Origin of the sequence: Caulobacter sp. CCNWLW153, from assembly GCF_036889365.1 — a bacterium.
Classification (GTDB): domain Bacteria; phylum Pseudomonadota; class Alphaproteobacteria; order Caulobacterales; family Caulobacteraceae; genus Caulobacter; species Caulobacter radicis.
In genome coordinates this window covers 373,977-388,671 of record NZ_JBAKFV010000001.1, presented here as the reverse complement: position 1 = coordinate 388,671, position 14,695 = coordinate 373,977, and the positions used below count along the sequence as shown (strand labels likewise).

Annotated in this window: 11 protein-coding genes; 6 read left to right on the top strand and 5 right to left on the bottom strand. The window is 69.6% G+C overall.

Annotated elements, in window-relative coordinates; translation table 11 throughout:
• The first annotated feature begins 3 nt into the window (after positions 1-3).
• On the top strand, positions 4-1,077 hold the full coding sequence (locus tag V6S85_RS01620; RefSeq protein ID WP_334347782.1) for a serine hydrolase domain-containing protein: 1,074 nt from the start codon (positions 4-6) through the stop codon (positions 1,075-1,077).
• Between the two features lie 839 nt (positions 1,078-1,916).
• Here V6S85_RS01620 and V6S85_RS01615 read toward each other — a convergent pair.
• Entirely contained in the window at positions 1,917-3,440 is a 1,524-nt protein-coding gene (locus V6S85_RS01615) for an aldehyde dehydrogenase family protein (protein WP_334347781.1), read from the bottom strand.
• A 191-nt stretch (positions 3,441-3,631) separates the two neighbouring features.
• Here V6S85_RS01615 and V6S85_RS01610 point away from each other — a divergent pair, with 191 nt between their 5' ends.
• Positions 3,632-4,882: an MFS transporter gene (locus V6S85_RS01610; protein WP_116568621.1), complete on the top strand. Its 1,251-nt coding sequence runs from the start codon at positions 3,632-3,634 to the stop codon at positions 4,880-4,882.
• Positions 4,883-4,893: 11 nt separating this feature from the next.
• Here V6S85_RS01610 and V6S85_RS01605 read toward each other — a convergent pair whose 3' ends face one another.
• Positions 4,894-5,676, bottom strand: a complete 783-nt coding sequence (locus V6S85_RS01605) for an IclR family transcriptional regulator domain-containing protein (RefSeq protein ID WP_207780760.1) — start codon at positions 5,674-5,676, stop codon at positions 4,894-4,896.
• Between the two features lie 241 nt (positions 5,677-5,917).
• On the opposite strand from V6S85_RS01605, the gene V6S85_RS01600 reads away from it, so the two are divergent.
• Positions 5,918-7,051, top strand: a complete 1,134-nt coding sequence (locus tag V6S85_RS01600) for a serine hydrolase domain-containing protein (protein ID WP_116568623.1) — start codon at positions 5,918-5,920, stop codon at positions 7,049-7,051.
• Here the strand turns inward: V6S85_RS01600 and V6S85_RS01595 are convergent.
• Positions 7,048-7,200, bottom strand: coding sequence for a hypothetical protein (locus V6S85_RS01595; RefSeq protein ID WP_165828905.1), 153 nt, complete (start codon positions 7,198-7,200; stop codon positions 7,048-7,050). The two genes, V6S85_RS01600 and V6S85_RS01595, sit on opposite strands and share 4 nt — an antisense overlap.
• A 138-nt stretch (positions 7,201-7,338) precedes the next feature.
• Here V6S85_RS01595 and arsC point away from each other — a divergent pair, with 138 nt between their 5' ends.
• The 3 genes from arsC (at position 7,339) to V6S85_RS01580 (ending at position 11,401) form a co-directional block, all read left to right on the top strand.
• Positions 7,339-7,722 carry an arsenate reductase (glutaredoxin) gene (gene arsC / locus V6S85_RS01590; protein ID WP_334347780.1) on the top strand — a complete coding sequence of 128 codons (384 nt, stop codon included), beginning with the start codon at positions 7,339-7,341 and terminating at the stop codon, positions 7,720-7,722.
• A gap of 175 nt (positions 7,723-7,897) precedes the next feature.
• Complete coding sequence (locus tag V6S85_RS01585; protein ID WP_116568625.1) at positions 7,898-8,938, top strand: substrate-binding domain-containing protein; 1,041 nt, start codon at positions 7,898-7,900, stop codon at positions 8,936-8,938.
• 321 nt (positions 8,939-9,259) lie between these two features.
• A complete protein-coding gene (locus V6S85_RS01580) occupies positions 9,260-11,401 on the top strand; it encodes a DEAD/DEAH box helicase (RefSeq protein ID WP_334347779.1) in 2,142 nt (713 codons plus the stop codon).
• A 106-nt stretch (positions 11,402-11,507) separates the two neighbouring features.
• Here the strand turns inward: V6S85_RS01580 and V6S85_RS01575 are convergent, their stop codons facing one another.
• Positions 11,508-12,686, bottom strand: coding sequence for an NAD(P)/FAD-dependent oxidoreductase (locus V6S85_RS01575; protein WP_334347778.1), 1,179 nt, complete (start codon positions 12,684-12,686; stop codon positions 11,508-11,510).
• Between the two features lie 158 nt (positions 12,687-12,844).
• Entirely contained in the window at positions 12,845-14,665 is a 1,821-nt protein-coding gene (locus V6S85_RS01570; protein ID WP_334347777.1) for a methyl-accepting chemotaxis protein, read from the bottom strand.
• Positions 14,666-14,695 lie beyond the last annotated feature (30 nt).

Below are 14,695 nucleotides of genomic sequence, written 5' to 3'. Positions count from 1 at the left end.
ACGATGAACGGACGCGGCGTGGACGAGATCCACGGCTACGCCCCCCTGCGCCCGGTGGCCGGCGCGGCCGCGCCCGACGCCTCTCCGGTCGTTTCCGGCGGCGTCTCGCAGGCCGCCCTCGACGCCGCCCAGGCCTTCTCCGACGCCCATGACGGCGTGGCCCTGCTGGTCTGGTCGGGCGGCGCTCTGCGTCACGAGGCCTACGCCCCGCACCTTACCCAGGACAGCCTGTTCGAGACCTTCTCGATGCACAAGTCGGCGCTTGGCCTGCTCTACGGCGCGGCCATCCGCGACGGCGCGATCGCCTCGATCGACGACCCCGTCGGCCTCTACATCGCCGAATGGCGCGACGACCCGCGCGGCGCGATCCCGCTGCGCCATCTGCTGGGCATGAGCTCGGGCCTCACCATCCACAGCCTCGACAAGGGCGACCCCGTCGCGCTGGCCCTGATGCTGGGTGACCGGATCAGCGAGACGGCCCTGTCGGTGCAGGCCCAGCGCCCGTCCGGCGAGGTCTTCGACTACTACAACGTCGCCGCCCAGGTGGCGGGCCTGGCCTTGTCGCGCGCCGTCGCCGCCAAGGGCCTGGGCGACGCGGCCGCCTATCTTTCCAAGGCGCTGTGGGCCCCGATGGGCGGGGCCGACGCCCGGCTGTGGGTCGAGCGCGAGGACGGCGAGCCGCGCTTCTTCGCCGGCCTGCAGGCCCGGGCCCGCGACTGGCTGCAACTAGGTCGCCTGGTCGCCGGCGCCGGCGCCCTCGACGGCCGCCAGGTGCTGCCCGCCGACTGGATCGCGGCGATCACCGCCGAGAACCCGCTCAATCCCGCCTACGGCCTGCTGGTCTGGCGCGCGGCCCCGGTCGCGGACGGCAGGCGCACCTACGGTCCCTCAACCGCCTACGCCGCCCCGCACGGCGCGCCGTTCATCGCCGATGACCTCGTCTATTTCGACGGCTTCGGCGGCCAGCGCGTCTACGTCTCGCCCTCGCGCGACCTCGTGATCGTCCGCATCGGCCGGCCCAGGCTCGACTTCGACGACGCGGTCCTGCCGAACCTGATCGTCGAGGGGTTGCAATAACCAAAGCCCCTCCCCCCTGGGGGAGGTGTCGCCAAAGGCGACGGAGGGGGGTCGTTCTCAGCTTTCGAAACGCTAGCCACCTTCCCCGTAAAATCCCCGCGAAAGCGGGGACCCAGGCTTTTTCTGAAACGCGTGGCGCTCGACGATAAAACGCCTGGGTCCCCGCTTTCGCGGGGATTGGGCGGATTGGGGGGCTGAAGGGGATAGAGCAGAGTCGGTCCTCGGCATTCTCCGAAAACTCCTGAACAAATCCAACCACTTCCAACTTTCTCACGCCCGCCGATCAGACGCGCTCAAACCCGCCGTACACTCTACCTGTCTCGCCGCACCGAAGGGGCGCACGGCCAGCGACCATGCGGCGGCGGGATGCAGTCGAGCGGGAATGAGTCCGGCCAGGAAAGCCGGACGCTCGGGGACCTGGCGCTGGCCAGGCCCGCCCGCCGTCGGCTTCGTCGGGGACAGACGGGAGAGACGCTCCTACCCAGGACCCTCCCGCCCCGCGGCGCGCCTTTCGGGAAACCGGCGGGCGCGCTCCGGCAAGGCGTCAACAGCGCCGCCGGCCGGAGGCTGACGGAAAACGGCGGCGCGGAGCGCTCGGCTTCGTCGAAACGGTAACTTGCTGAAAACAGCTTCCGGGCGTCGCCCGGGCGCCCCGCACCCCTTCGATCAACTCGCAGCCAAGGCGCGAGGCCGCAAGGTCGCGCCCCAAGATCCTCCCCCTCTGGGGGAGGTGGCCCGGAGGGCCGGAGGGGGGGCGGTTTCAGCTGCCGAGGCGTCGAAAAGTCACCCCCCACCGATCGCTCACGCGATCGCCTCCCACAGGGGGAGGTTCCCAAACCTCACCCCGGGATCACCCCCAGGTTCACGCTCACCGCCTTGGTCTTCAGGTACGAGTCGATGCCCTCGCGCCCGAACTCGCGGCCCCAGCCTGACTGGCGGTTGCCGCCGAACGGGGTCTCGGGGCTCAGCGCCGCGTGGATGTTGACGCCCACCTGGCCGCTGTCGATGGCCCGGGCCATGCGGTGGGCGCGCGACAGGTCCTTGGTCCAGACCGAGCCCGACAGGCCGTAGGTCGTGGCGTTGATCGCCGACAGAAGCGCCTCGTCATCGTCGCCGAAGCTCTGCACGCCCAGCACCGGGCCGAACACCTCTTCCCGCGCCAGGCGCATGTCGGGGGTGACGTCGGCATAGACGGTCGGCGCCACATAGTGCCCCGGACCGGCCGGAACGCCGCCCGCATAGGCCAGGCGCGCGCCCTCGGCCGCCGCGGCCTCGACATGCTCGAGCACCCTGCCCTTCTGGCGAGCCGAGACCAGCGGGCCGATCATCGTCGTCGGATCAAGGCCGGGACCGACCTTCAGCCAGGCGGCCGTCTGGGCCAGGCCCTCCAGCACCGGCTCCAGCACCTTCTCGTGCACGAACAGGCGCGTGCCGGCCATGCAGTTCTGGCCCGACAGGAAGAAGCAGGCCATCGCCGCCGACGGGATGGCGTCGGCCAGGTCCGCGTCGGGGAAGATCACGAAGGGCGACTTGCCGCCAAGCTCCAGCGAGACCCTTTTCAGGTCGTGGCTGACGGCGCGGACGATCTCCTTGCCCACGGCGGTCGAGCCGGTGAAGGTGATCTTGTCGACGCCCGGGTGCGAGACCAGCGCCGCGCCGATCTCGTGGCCCAGGCCGTGGATCAGGTTGAACACGCCGGGCGGGCCGCCGGCCTCCAGCCACAGCCGCGCCACCAGGATCGAGGTCAGCGGCGTCAGCTCGGCGCTCTTGAGCACCAGGGTGCAGCCCGAGGCCAGGGCCGGCGCCAGCTTCAGGATGATCATCGACACCGGCACGTTCCACGGCACGATCGCCCCGACCACGCCCACCGGCTCGCGCACGGTGTAGACGAGAAGGTCCAGCGCCTCGCGGCCGTTGGCCCTCGCCGGGATGGTCGAGCCCTCCAGCTTGGTGGCCAGGCCCGCGTAGTAGCGCACGTAGTCGGCGCAGAAGCCCTTGATGGTCGCGCCCGACAGCGCGATCGGCATGCCGTTCTCCAGCGTCTCGATCTCGGCCAGTTGGTCGGCGTCGCGCTCCAAGAGGTCGGCGAAGCGCAGCATGATCCGCGCCCGGTCGGCGCCGGAGGTGCGGCTCCAGCCCTTGAAGGCCTTGCGGGCGGCGGCCACGGCCAGGTCCAGGTCCTCGACCGAGGTCGCACGCACCTTGGCGATCACCTGCTCGGTCGCCGGATCCTCGACCTCGATCAGGGTCTCGCCCCGCCCTTCGACGAAGGCCTCGCCGATCAGCTGGCCATGGGTTTGCGCCAGAAAGGCCAGGGCCGCCTTCGAGGGGCCGAAGATCGCTGCGTCGCTGGCGTCCGCCATGGGAAACTCCGTGGGAAGAAACTGAGGTCTGTTGTGAAGCCGGGGCGCATCGGACGCCGCCTTCCCGCGCGCCCTCCCCGCCTGTCGATCAGCCCGCGCGAAACGATGGCGCGCCGCGCGCGGGCCGTCGGATGCTCGACTGGGGACATAGGGGCCGTCTGGGGGGCCGCCTGGCCCGGGGGATGTGACGCGTGAGCGAGGTTCGGGACGAATTCCGCAGGGGCTGGCGCGTGGTGCTGGCGGCGGGCGTTGGGGTCGGCTGCGGCATCAGCCTGCAGCAGTATGTCGGCTCGCTGTTCGTGAAGGCGTTGCAGGCCGATCTCGGCTGGACGCGCGGCCAGATCGCCCAGGCCCAGGGCGCGGCCCTGGCCGCCCTGTTCGTCGCCCCCGTGCTGGGCTGGCTGATCGACAAGGTCGGGGTGCGGCCGGTGGCGATGGTCTCCATCGGCCTGCTGGCCGCCGTCTATGCGATGCTGGCGGCCATGCCGCCGTCGCTGGGCGCGTTCTACGGCCTCTTCGCCCTGCTGGTGATCCTGGGCAGCGGCACCGGGCCGATCGGCTACACCCGGGCGGTCAACACCTGGTTCGAGAAGGGCCGCGGCCTGTCTCTGGGACTGACCCTGACCGGCGTATCGCTGGTCGCGGCGCTGAGCGCTCCGCTGCTGAACTTCGTCATCACCCATCACGGCTGGCGCGGTGGCTATGCAGCCCTGGCGGCGCTGTCGATCTTCGTCGCCCTGCCCACCGTGTTCCTGGCCCTGTGGGAGCGCCCCCGCTGGCTGGCCCGGAAAGGCGCGACCGAGGGCGAGATCGCCGCCGCAAGGCAGGTGGCCCAGGTCGGCCTGACCGCCGGCCAGGCCCTGAAGACAGGCCGTTTCTGGATCCTGGCCCTGGCCATACTGCTGGCCACGGCGGGCCTGACCGGCGTCATCAGCCAACTTCAGCCGATCCTCACCGACCAGGGCCTGGACGCCCAGGCCGCCGGCTGGCTCGTGGCCCTGCTGGCCGTCTCGGTCGCCCTGGGGCGCATCGTCGTCGGCTGGGCGGTCGACCGCTTCTGGGCCCCGATCCCGGCCGCCATCGCGCTGGTCCTGCCCGCGCTGGGCGTGGGGCTGCTGGCGATCGGGCACGGCCAGTGGCCGCTCGCGGTTCTGGCCGTGCTGCTGATCGGCGCGGCGCAGGGCGGCGAGGTCGACGTGGCCGCCTTCTTCGTCGCCCGCTACTTCGGCATGCGCTCGTACGGCGCCGTCTACGCTCTGATCGGCGTGGCGATCTCCCTGGGCGTGCCGATCGGCGCGATCGGGATCGGCGCGCTGTACGACCACGACGGCGGCTACGGCCGCGCCCTGGCGATCGCGGCCGCCGGCTTTGTCGCCAGCGGCGCGCTGATCCTCCTGATGGGACGCTATCCGCAATGGGAAACGCCCAAGGAAAAGCCCTGACCGCACCGCCATCAGGCGGCGCGGGACAGCGGCTCCGACAGGTCGCGGCTGATGGCCGCCGCGGCGATCTTCAGCTTGTCGCCGTACTGCTTGACGGCGTCGGGCATCTTCATCGACGAGCTGAAGAACACCAGCACCAGGGCTCCGCAGACGCCCTCGCTGTTGAAGATCGGCGCGCCGATCGACGAGGTCTTGCCCGGCGTCGCCGTATAGGGGTTGCGGCCCTTGGTGGCCACGCCCGCCTCGACGATGTCGGCGAACATGCCGCCGGACTCCGCGTATTGCAGCGTCAGCGGGTCGACCTGCCCCTCGCCGGAGCGATAGGCCTCCAGGACCGCCGCCTGCTCCTCCTGCGACGCGAAGGCCAGATAGGCCTTGCCCGCGGCGCTCTCCAGGATCGGCAGGGTGTAGCCCGGATAGTAGTTGTTCAGCGTCAGCGACGTCATCGTGTGCGTCGAGTCGCGGATCATCATCTGCTGGCCGACGCGCGTGGCGATCGACACCGGCCAGGTCACCTTGGCCGTCAGGTCGACGATGTGCGGGCGGGCGCAGGCCACCAGGCGATCGCTCTCCTGGAACCCGTGCGACAGCGACTGCACCAGCATGGTCGGCCGATAACGCTTCCGCGCCGGCTCCCGCTCGATCAGCTTCTCGTGCAGCAGGGTCTGCACGATGCGGCAGGCCGTCGGATAGGGAACGCCCGAGGTCTGGGCGATCTCCATCATCGACAGCGAACCGCGACGGTTGATCGCCTGCAGCACCGAGATGCAGCGGCTGATGGCCCTGATCGGCACACCTTTTTCCATAGAAACGCCTCCTCCAGATTCACGCGAACTCCAGACCGTGGCGGCGGGGGTCTGGCGGAAACCACGTCCCGACTATCCGTTCGCCGGATAGCGCAACGAAGCCCCGCAACGGTCGGAGTCGTCTTTTGTGCGTCGCCTGCTCTTTCGCAGGGCGGATATTTGACCACGCGGTCAACGAAGTGGCAATTCGTGGATTTACGGTCAGGCTCACATAACGTCGGAGCCCGAAATGAGCGCTGAAACTTCCGCAACGTCAGCCGACGAGTCCTTGTATCTTCAGCGCTTTCAGGCCGCCGCCAATGCGCCGCAGGAGACTTACGACACGCTCGAGCCCGTGCCCGGCGCAGCCGGCCGCACGCTGATTCCCCCCGCCTCGCCGGCCACGATCGACGCCGCCGCCCTCGACTCGGCGGAGGCCTACGCCCGTGACAGCAACGCCAAGGCCTTCATGGTCTGGCGCGACGGCGTGCTGGAACGCGAGACCTACTTCGCCGGCGCGACCCGCCCTTCCCTGCTGGCTTCGAAGTCGCTGGCCAAGCCGCTGACCGCCGTCGCCATCGGCCGCGCCCTTGACCTGGGCGTCATCAAGTCGCTGGACCAGTCGCTCGCCGACTTCATCACCGAGTGGAAGGGCACACCCAAGGCCGACATCCTGGTGCGCCATACGCTCGACATGCGCACAGGCTTCCTGCCGCAGGGCTTCAGCACCGATCCAGCCAACGTGCTGAACCGGGCCTATCTGCACCCGCGCCACGACGACATCCTGATCAACGACTACCCGCTCGTGAACACGCCGGGCAGCCGCTACGACTACGCCAACGCCACCTCCGAACTGGTGGCCCTGGTGATCGAGCGCGCCACCGGCCGCCGCTACGCCGAGTTCATCTCCGAAGAGGTGCTGAGGCCCATCGACGCGCCGGGAGGCCAGATCTGGGTCGATCGTCCGGGCGGCCTGGCCCACTCCGGCTGCTGCATCCTGCTGCCGGCCGAAAGCTGGCTGCGCCTGGCGATCCTGCTGATCGACGACGGCGTCCACGCCGGAAAGCGCCTGCTGCCCGAGGGCTATGTCGGAGAGATGCGCACCCCGACCGAGCAGAACCCGCACTACGGCCTCGGCGTCTATATCGGCGCGCCCTACGCCGAGCGCCGCGGCTGGGCCGCGCCCGACACGCCCTGGCCCAAGATCCTGCACAGCGAGCCCTATGCCGCCGACGACCTCTATCTCTTCTGCGGCAACTCCAACCAGGTGGTCTACATCGTGCCGTCCAAGCGGCTGATCGTCCTGCGGGTCGGCGACAATCCGCCCAAGTCGCCCGAGTGGGACAACAGCATCCTGCCCAACCTGATCCTGAAAGGACTCTAGCGCTTCCGGCGGAGGGCGACCCGCGCGATCAGACTGCGCACCTCGCCCTCCTCCACGCCGTCGCGGCGCATCAGAAGACGGACGATCGGCTCGGAAAGCAGCTCGTCGAGCGTGGGGGGCGGGTCGTCCAGACCCCGGTCGTCGCGCATGGGGCGCTCCTCTGCGGGCGGGGCGCCCCAGTCGCATTGTTGAGAGTGAATCGCAACTACTATTCTGAAGCGACACGCACGGCGTGGCCGGTCCGCGCCTCGCCTGCTATCAGCCTCGCACCCTATCGAGAGGCCGCCATGACCGACTTCCCCGTCACCATCTTCCACAATCCCAAGTGCGGAACCTCGCGCAACACCCTGGCCATCATCGAGGCCGCTGGCTACGCCCCCACCGTCGTCGAGTACCTCAAGGCCGGCTGGACGCTCAAGCAGCTGAAGGATCTGGCCGCCCGCACCGGTCTCGGCGCCCGCGGCCTGCTGCGCGTCAAGGGCGCGCCGGCCGAGGAACTGGGTCTGACCGATCCGGCCGCCACCGACGATGCGATCCTGGCGGCCATGGTCGAGAACCCGATCCTGGTCGAGCGTCCGATCGTCGTCACGCCCAGGGGCGCGGTGCTGGCGCGGCCCAAGGAGAAGGTGCTCGAGATCCTCGACCGCCACCCGCCGACGGATGCATCCTGATCCGTGGTCGGACGTTTAGCCGTCGCCTGTCGCAAATCTGTCGCCGAACTGTGACAAATAGCCGGCCTCGCCGCCGCTAATCTGCGGTGACGAGGTCGGAGACCGTTCCCCCGAAGGGTCCGCCCGACACGTCCAAGATTCCAATGGCCCCAAGCCGACCATCAGGATGTCGTCCATGAAAGCCTTCCTCGGAGCCGCCGCCGCGCTCGGCCTGCTGGCCCTGGCTCCCAGCGCCCACGCCGCCCGCGACTACGTCTGGGCCGCCGGCTCCTCGACCGTCTTCCCGTTCAGCACCCGCGTCGCCGAGAACTTCGCCAAGAAGACCGGCAAGAAGTCGCCCAAGGTCGAGAGCCTCGGCACCGGCGGCGGCATCAAGATGTTCTGCGGCGGCATGGGCGAAGGCTTCCCCGACATCGCCAACGCCTCGCGTCCGATGAAGAAGTCCGAGTACGAGGCCTGCAAGGCCAAGGGCGTCAAGGACATCATCGAGATCAAGATCGGCTTCGACGGCATCGTCATCGCGATGGACAAGAAGTCGCCCGACTACAACTTCAAGCTCGAGCACCTGTACCTCGGCCTGGCCCAGAACGCCCTGCGCGGCGGCCAGTTCGTGAACAACCCCTACAAGACCTGGAAGGACGTGGGCGCCGGCCTGCCGGCCAACCGCATCCTGGTCTACGGCCCGCCGCCCACCTCGGGCACCCGCGACGCCTGGGTCGAGCTGGCCATCGAAGGCGGCGCCAAGAAGTTCCCGACCGCCAAGGCCCTGCACGACAAGGACGAGAAGGAATTCAAGGCCAAGATCGACCCGCTCCGCAAGGACGGCGCCTGGATCGACGCCGGTGAGAACGACAACGCCATCGTCGGCACCCTGACCAAGACCCCCGGCGCGCTGGGCGTGTTCGGCTTCTCGTTCCTCGAAGAGAACGCCAACGTCATCAAGGGCGCGGCCGTCAACGGCGTGAAGCCTACCCCGCAGACGATCGCCAACGGCACCTATCCGGTCTCGCGCTCGCTCTTCATCTACGTGAAGAAGGGCCAGGTCGGCGTGACGCCGGGCCTGAAGGAATTCCTGGCCGAGTTCGTCTCCGACGCCGCGACCGGTCGCGGCGGCTACCTCCAGGGCCGCGGCCTGATCCCGCTGCCGCCGGCCCAGCACGACGCCGCCAAGGCCGCCGCCGGCAAGCTGACCCTGATGGCTCCGCCGAAGGCCTGATCGGCTCGATCAAGACCTTGAAAGACGCCCCGTCCGGACCTCCGGGCGGGGCGTTTTCCTTTGACACCCCCTGCGGCCAAAGCGCCGCAGTCGGCGCTAATCGTCGCCCGCCCCTTGCCTTTCTTGGCGGTTTGGCGTCTTAACGCGCCCTTGCAAATGTCCTCGCTGGCTCAAACGCCTCGTTTTGGCGGCCGGAGAGGTTTATTTTCATGACAAGTGACCAATCAGACGGGTCCGGGACAACGGGGTCGTAATTTGGTCGTGGCGCAGGCCGCGGGCGTTTTTGTGTGCGCGCCGCCTGCAGAATCGAACTGGACCAAGATGCCCTTCCCCGCCTCCCACCCCGCTCTTGAGCGGGCCCTCGCTGCTCAGGGTTACGCCGAGCCCACCCCCGTCCAGGCCGCCGTGCTTGAAGCCGACGCCGAAGGCCGCGACCTGCTGGTCAGCGCCCAGACCGGTTCAGGCAAGACCGTGGCCTTCGGCCTCGCCGCCGCCCCGACCCTGCTGGGCGAAGCCGAGCGCCTGCCCAAGGCCGGCCTGCCGATGTGCCTGGTCATCGCCCCGACCCGCGAACTGGCCATGCAGGTCAATCGCGAACTGGAGTGGCTCTACGCCCAGGCCGGCGCCACGGTCGTCAACTGCGTCGGCGGCATGGACGCCCGCCGCGAGCAGCGCGCGCTGAACTTCGGCGCCCACATCGTCGTCGGCACCCCGGGCCGTCTGCGCGACCACATCGAGCGCGGCCACCTCGACCTTTCCGAGCTGAAGGTCGCCGTCCTCGACGAGGCCGACGAGATGCTCGACATGGGCTTCCGCGAAGACCTCGAATTCATTCTCGACGCCGCCCCGGCCGATCGCCGTACCCTGCTGTTCTCGGCCACCCTGGCGCGCGACATCATCGCCCTGGCCAAGAACTACCAGAACGACGCCCTGCGCATCGACACCATCGACCGCAACGAGCCGCACCGGGACATCGAGTACCGCGCCGTCCGCGTGGCGCCGAACGAGACCGAGCATGCGGTCGTCAACCTGCTGCGCTATTTCGAAAGCCCCGGCGCCCTGGTGTTCGCCAACACCCGTGAAAGCGTCCGCTCGCTTCACAGCAAGCTGCGCGAGCGCGGCTTCGACGTCGTCGGCCTTTCCGGCGAACTGAGCCAGCGCGAGCGCGCCGACGCCCTGCAAGCCCTGCGTGACGGTCACGCCCGCGTCTGCGTCGCCACCGACGTCGCCGCTCGCGGCCTCGACCTGCCGGACCTCGGCCTGGTCATCCACGCAGAACTGCCCGTCAACAAGGCCACCCTGCTGCACCGTTCGGGCCGCACCGGCCGGGCCGGCAAGAAGGGCGTCTCGGCGCTCGTCGTGCCCTATACTCGCCGCCGCAAGGCCGAACAGCTGCTGTTCGCCGCCGGCGTCGAAGGCGTCTGGGGCGGCGCCCCGAGCGCCGACGAGATCCGCGCCAAGGACACCGAGCGCCTGCTCGACGATCCGATCTTCGCCGAGGCTTCGAACGAGGAAGACCTGGCCCTGGCCGAGGCCATGCTGGCCAAGCGCACGCCGACCGAAATCGCCGCCGCCCTGATCCGCACCCGTCGCGCCAAGCTGCCGGCTCCGGAAGAAATCTACGACGACCCGCGCCACGGCGCCGATCCGGGTCCGCGTTCGCGCGAGCCGCGCGGCGACCGCGACTTCGCCCCGCGTGACTTCGGCGACCGTCCCGAGCGCGAACCGCGCGTCAGCATGGACGGTTCGGAGTGGTTCCGCATCAGCGTCGGCCGTCGCGGCAACGCTGATCCCAAGTGGCTGATCCCGCTGATCTGCCGCCAGGGCCACATCACCAAGAAGGACATCGGCTCGATCCGGATCTTCGACTACGACACGAAGTTCGAGATCTCGGCCGAAGCGGCGGTGAAGTTCGGCGCGGCGGTGCAGGCTACCGTGCGCGAGGACGTCTCGATCACCCCGACCACGGCTCCGGCTCCGCGCGGCGATGGTCCGCGCGCGCCGCGTCCGCCCCGCAGCTACGACGACGCGCCGCGCGGTCCCCGCGCCAACGCCCCGGGTTCGCGCGATCACACCCCGCGTCCGGGCGGCTACGACCGCGACGGCGTGAGCGGCGCCAAGCCGTACGGTCGCGGCGAGGAGCCGAAGGGCGACTACAAGGCGCGTCCGCCTCGCGACGCCAAGCCGCGCGACTTCAAGCCCCGCGATCGCGACGAGGCCCCGCGTCCGTATTCGCCGGTCGACAACGACGGCGCTCCGAAGCGGGCCTACAAGCCCCGCGCCGAAAGCCGCGACAACGCCGACGGTCCGCGCGAGTACAAGCCGCGTGCGCCCAAGGCCTTTGGCGACGCTCCGGCCAAGCCCTTCAAGGGCAAGCCGGCCTTCGGCGACAAGCCGTTCAAGGGCCCCAAGCCCTTCAAGGCCAAGGGCGAGTTCGGCGGCAAGCCGTTCAAGAAGAAGTAAGCGCTTGGGCCGCCTCTCCTCCGAGAGGCGGCCCAACGTTTAATGGGGCGAGCACTCCTCGCTCCGACGCCTTCGGCGACACCTCTCCCAAAGGGAGCGGGTCCCCCTAGACCGCCTGCCCCGCGCACCAGCCCGACGCCCAGGCCCACTGGAAATTGTAGCCGCCAAGCCAACCGGTGACGTCGACGACCTCGCCGATGAAGTAGAGGCCGGCCACGCTCTTGGCTTCCATCGAGCGCGAATCCAGGCCGTCGGTGTCGACGCCGCCCAGGGTCACCTCGGCCGTGCGGTATCCCTCCGAGCCGACCGGCTTGAAGGTCCAGGCGTTGACGACGCTGGCCACGCGGGCCAGCACCTTGTCCGAACAGTCGGCGATATTGCCCGTGATCGCCTCGTCCTCGACGATCTTCTGGGCCAGGCGCTTGGGCACGATCTCACCCAGCACCGTGTGCAGCGCCCGGCGGCCGTTGGCGGCGCGTTCGGCCTTCAGGGTCGCGAACACGTCGACGCCCGGCGCCATGTCGACCGTGATCTCGCCGCCCTCGCGCCAGTGGGACGAGATCTGCAGGATCGACGGGCCCGAAAGGCCACGGTGGGTGAACAGCATCCCCTCACGAAACTTGGTCTTGCCACTGGCGACCACGGCGTCGACCGACACGCCCGACAACGGCGAAAGCCGTTCGAGCGTGCGGGCCTCGAAGGTCAGCGGCACCAGGGCCGGACGCGGCTCGATGATGGCCAGGCCGAACTGACGGGCGATGTCGTAGCCGACGCCGGTCGCGCCCATCTTCGGGATCGACTTGCCGCCGGTGGCGACCACCAGCGAGGCGCAGGCCACCGGGCCGCTCGACAGCTCGACGACGAAGCCCTCGCCCTGCTGGTCGACGCCCTGGATCGCTGTCTCCAGGCGCAGGACGACGCCGGCGTCAGCCATCTCGTCCAGCAGCATGGCGATGATCTCCTTGGAGGAGCCGTCGCAGAACAGCTGGCCCAGCGTCTTCTCATGGAAGGCGATACCGTGCTTCTTCATCAGGTCGATGAAGTTGGCCGGCCGGTAGCGGCGCAGGGCCGAGACGCAGAACTTCGGATTGGTCGACAGGAAGTTGGCCGGCGCGGCGCCGATGTTGGTGAAGTTGCAGCGGCCGCCGCCGCTGATGCGGATCTTCTCGCCGGCCGCCTTGGCGTGGTCGACGATCAGCACCTTGCGACCGCGCTTGCCGGCCTCGATGGCGCACATCATGCCGGCAGCGCCAGCTCCCAGCACCACGACGTCGAACTTTTCCAAGACCCGGCCCTTTCGATTGAGCGCGCCAAGGACGGGGGCGCGGCGGAAATGTCAATGCGAACCGCACGTTGACGCCCTCCGGATACGTCATCCGGTATCGCATCCGAGCTCTCGACGTCGCCGTGACCCGGATCAAGCACGCCAGCGAGCGCTGAGCCCTACCCCGCCATCCGGTAGCCTCGCGCCTCTCTCGCAGCCGACACCCGGAAGCGGCCCGTCATCTCCACCAGGCCGACGATCTCGCTCTTGAGAGCATGGGCGACGGCATTGGCTTCCTCGACCATGGCGGCGTTCTGCTGCACGCCCTGGTCCATCTGGTTCACGGCCGAATTGACCTCGTTGAGACTGACGGCCTGTTCGCCGGCCGAGGCGGCCAGTTCGCGCACGAGGGCGTCGATCTCGCCGACCTTGAAGACGATGCCTTCCAGGGCCTCGCCGGTCTGGCCGACCAGCTTGACTCCCTCGTCGACCTGGCGGGCCGAGGTCGAGATCAGGGTCTTGATCTCCTTGGCCGCGTCGGCCGAACGCTGGGCCAGGGCGCGGACTTCCTGGGCGACGACGGCGAAGCCGCGTCCCGCGTCTCCCGCCCGGGCGGCTTCCACGCCGGCGTTCAGGGCCAGGAGGTTGGTCTGGAAGGCGATCTCGTCGATGACGCCGATGATCTGGCCTATCTGGCGCGAGGAGCTCTCGATGCCGGTCATCGCCTCGACGGCGCCGCGCACCACCTGTCCCGACCGCTCGGCGTCGCCGCGGGCCGAGCCGACCACGCGGGCGGCCTCGCCGGCGCCGTGCGACGCCCGCCGGACGGTGGCGGTGATCTCGTCGAGGGCGGCGGCCGTCTCTTCCAACCCGGCGGCCTGCTGCTCGCTGCGGCGGGCGGTCTGGTCGGCGGCGGCGGCGATCTCGTCCGAGCCCCGGCCGATGCCGTCGACGGCGGCCAGGATCTGGCCCATGGCCTCGTCCAGGTGTCCCATGGCGGCATTGAAGTCGTCGCGCAGCTGGCGATAGCCGTCGGGGAAGGCCTCGGTGACCCGCACGGTCAGGTCGCCGCGAGACAGGCGCGACAGGCCCTGGGCGATGGCCTCCATGACGAAGGCCTGCTCGCGCGCGGCGACCTCGCGCGCGGCTTCGTTACGGCCTCGTTCCTCGTCGCCGGCGGCTCGGGAGCGGGCCTGTTCGGCCTGGGCGCTCTTCAGGGCCAGGGCGTTGTCCTTGAAGACCTGCACGGCCTTGGCCATCAGCCCGACCTCGTCGCGGCGACCCGCGCCGGTCACGGCCGTCTCCAGGCGGCCCTCGGCCAGATCGTTCATGGCCCGCGACAGCCCGGCCACCGGCCGCGAAATCTTCACCGCGCCGATCCAGAGGGCGAAGGCCACGCCGCCCAACGCGGCGGCCACGCCGAACAGCAGGGTCAGCAGCACGCCGCGCTCGGCCTCGGCCCGCGCCGCTGTCACCATGGCGTCGGTTTCCTCGTGATAGCCGTCGCCCCAGGCCTTCACGTCCTTGGCCAGGCCTTCGATCGCGGGATCCATGACGGCCAGATGCGACATGGCACCGGTGTCATCATTGGACAAACCCTTGTCCGCCGCGCCGCGCGCCTCGCTGTAGAGGGCGTCGATCCGGGCGCGGAAGCCCTCGGCCTTCTCGGCGATCGCCGGGTCGAAACCGGTCATCTTGTCGAGGCTGTCCTTGCCCTCGGCATAGACCTTGTCGAGCTCCTTGGAGGCGGCCTGGGCCTCCGAAGAGGCGCCGTCGTAGGTGACGGTGCGGTGGGCGGCGTGGCCCATCATCGCCAGGCGGCGGCTGAAGCGGGCCGACTGCACCTCGGCGGGGGCGCGATGCTCGACGAGACGGCTGGTGGCGGCGTCCAGGCTCTTCTGCTGCCAGACGCCCAGGCCGGTGCAGGCGAGCACGGCCGCGCCCAGCACCACGGCCGGCAGGGCGACCTTCGACGCGATCTTCAGATCGTCGAGCTTCATGTTCGTTTCCCCCCGGATGTTTGTTTGGTC

Coding starts and splice junctions, on each gene's coding strand:
- V6S85_RS01585 (WP_116568625.1), top strand. CDS start 7,898: ATGAAAGCCTTCCTCGGAGCCGCCGCCGCGCTCGGCCTGCTGGCCCTG.
- arsC (WP_334347780.1), top strand. CDS start 7,339: ATGACCGACTTCCCCGTCACCATCTTCCACAATCCCAAGTGCGGAACC.
- V6S85_RS01595 (WP_165828905.1), bottom strand. CDS start 7,200: ATGCGCGACGACCGGGGTCTGGACGACCCGCCCCCCACGCTCGACGAG.
- V6S85_RS01620 (WP_334347782.1), top strand. CDS start 4: ATGAACGGACGCGGCGTGGACGAGATCCACGGCTACGCCCCCCTGCGC.
- V6S85_RS01615 (WP_334347781.1), bottom strand. CDS start 3,440: ATGGCGGACGCCAGCGACGCAGCGATCTTCGGCCCCTCGAAGGCGGCC.
- V6S85_RS01600 (WP_116568623.1), top strand. CDS start 5,918: ATGAGCGCTGAAACTTCCGCAACGTCAGCCGACGAGTCCTTGTATCTT.
- V6S85_RS01580 (WP_334347779.1), top strand. CDS start 9,260: ATGCCCTTCCCCGCCTCCCACCCCGCTCTTGAGCGGGCCCTCGCTGCT.
- V6S85_RS01570 (WP_334347777.1), bottom strand. CDS start 14,665: ATGAAGCTCGACGATCTGAAGATCGCGTCGAAGGTCGCCCTGCCGGCC.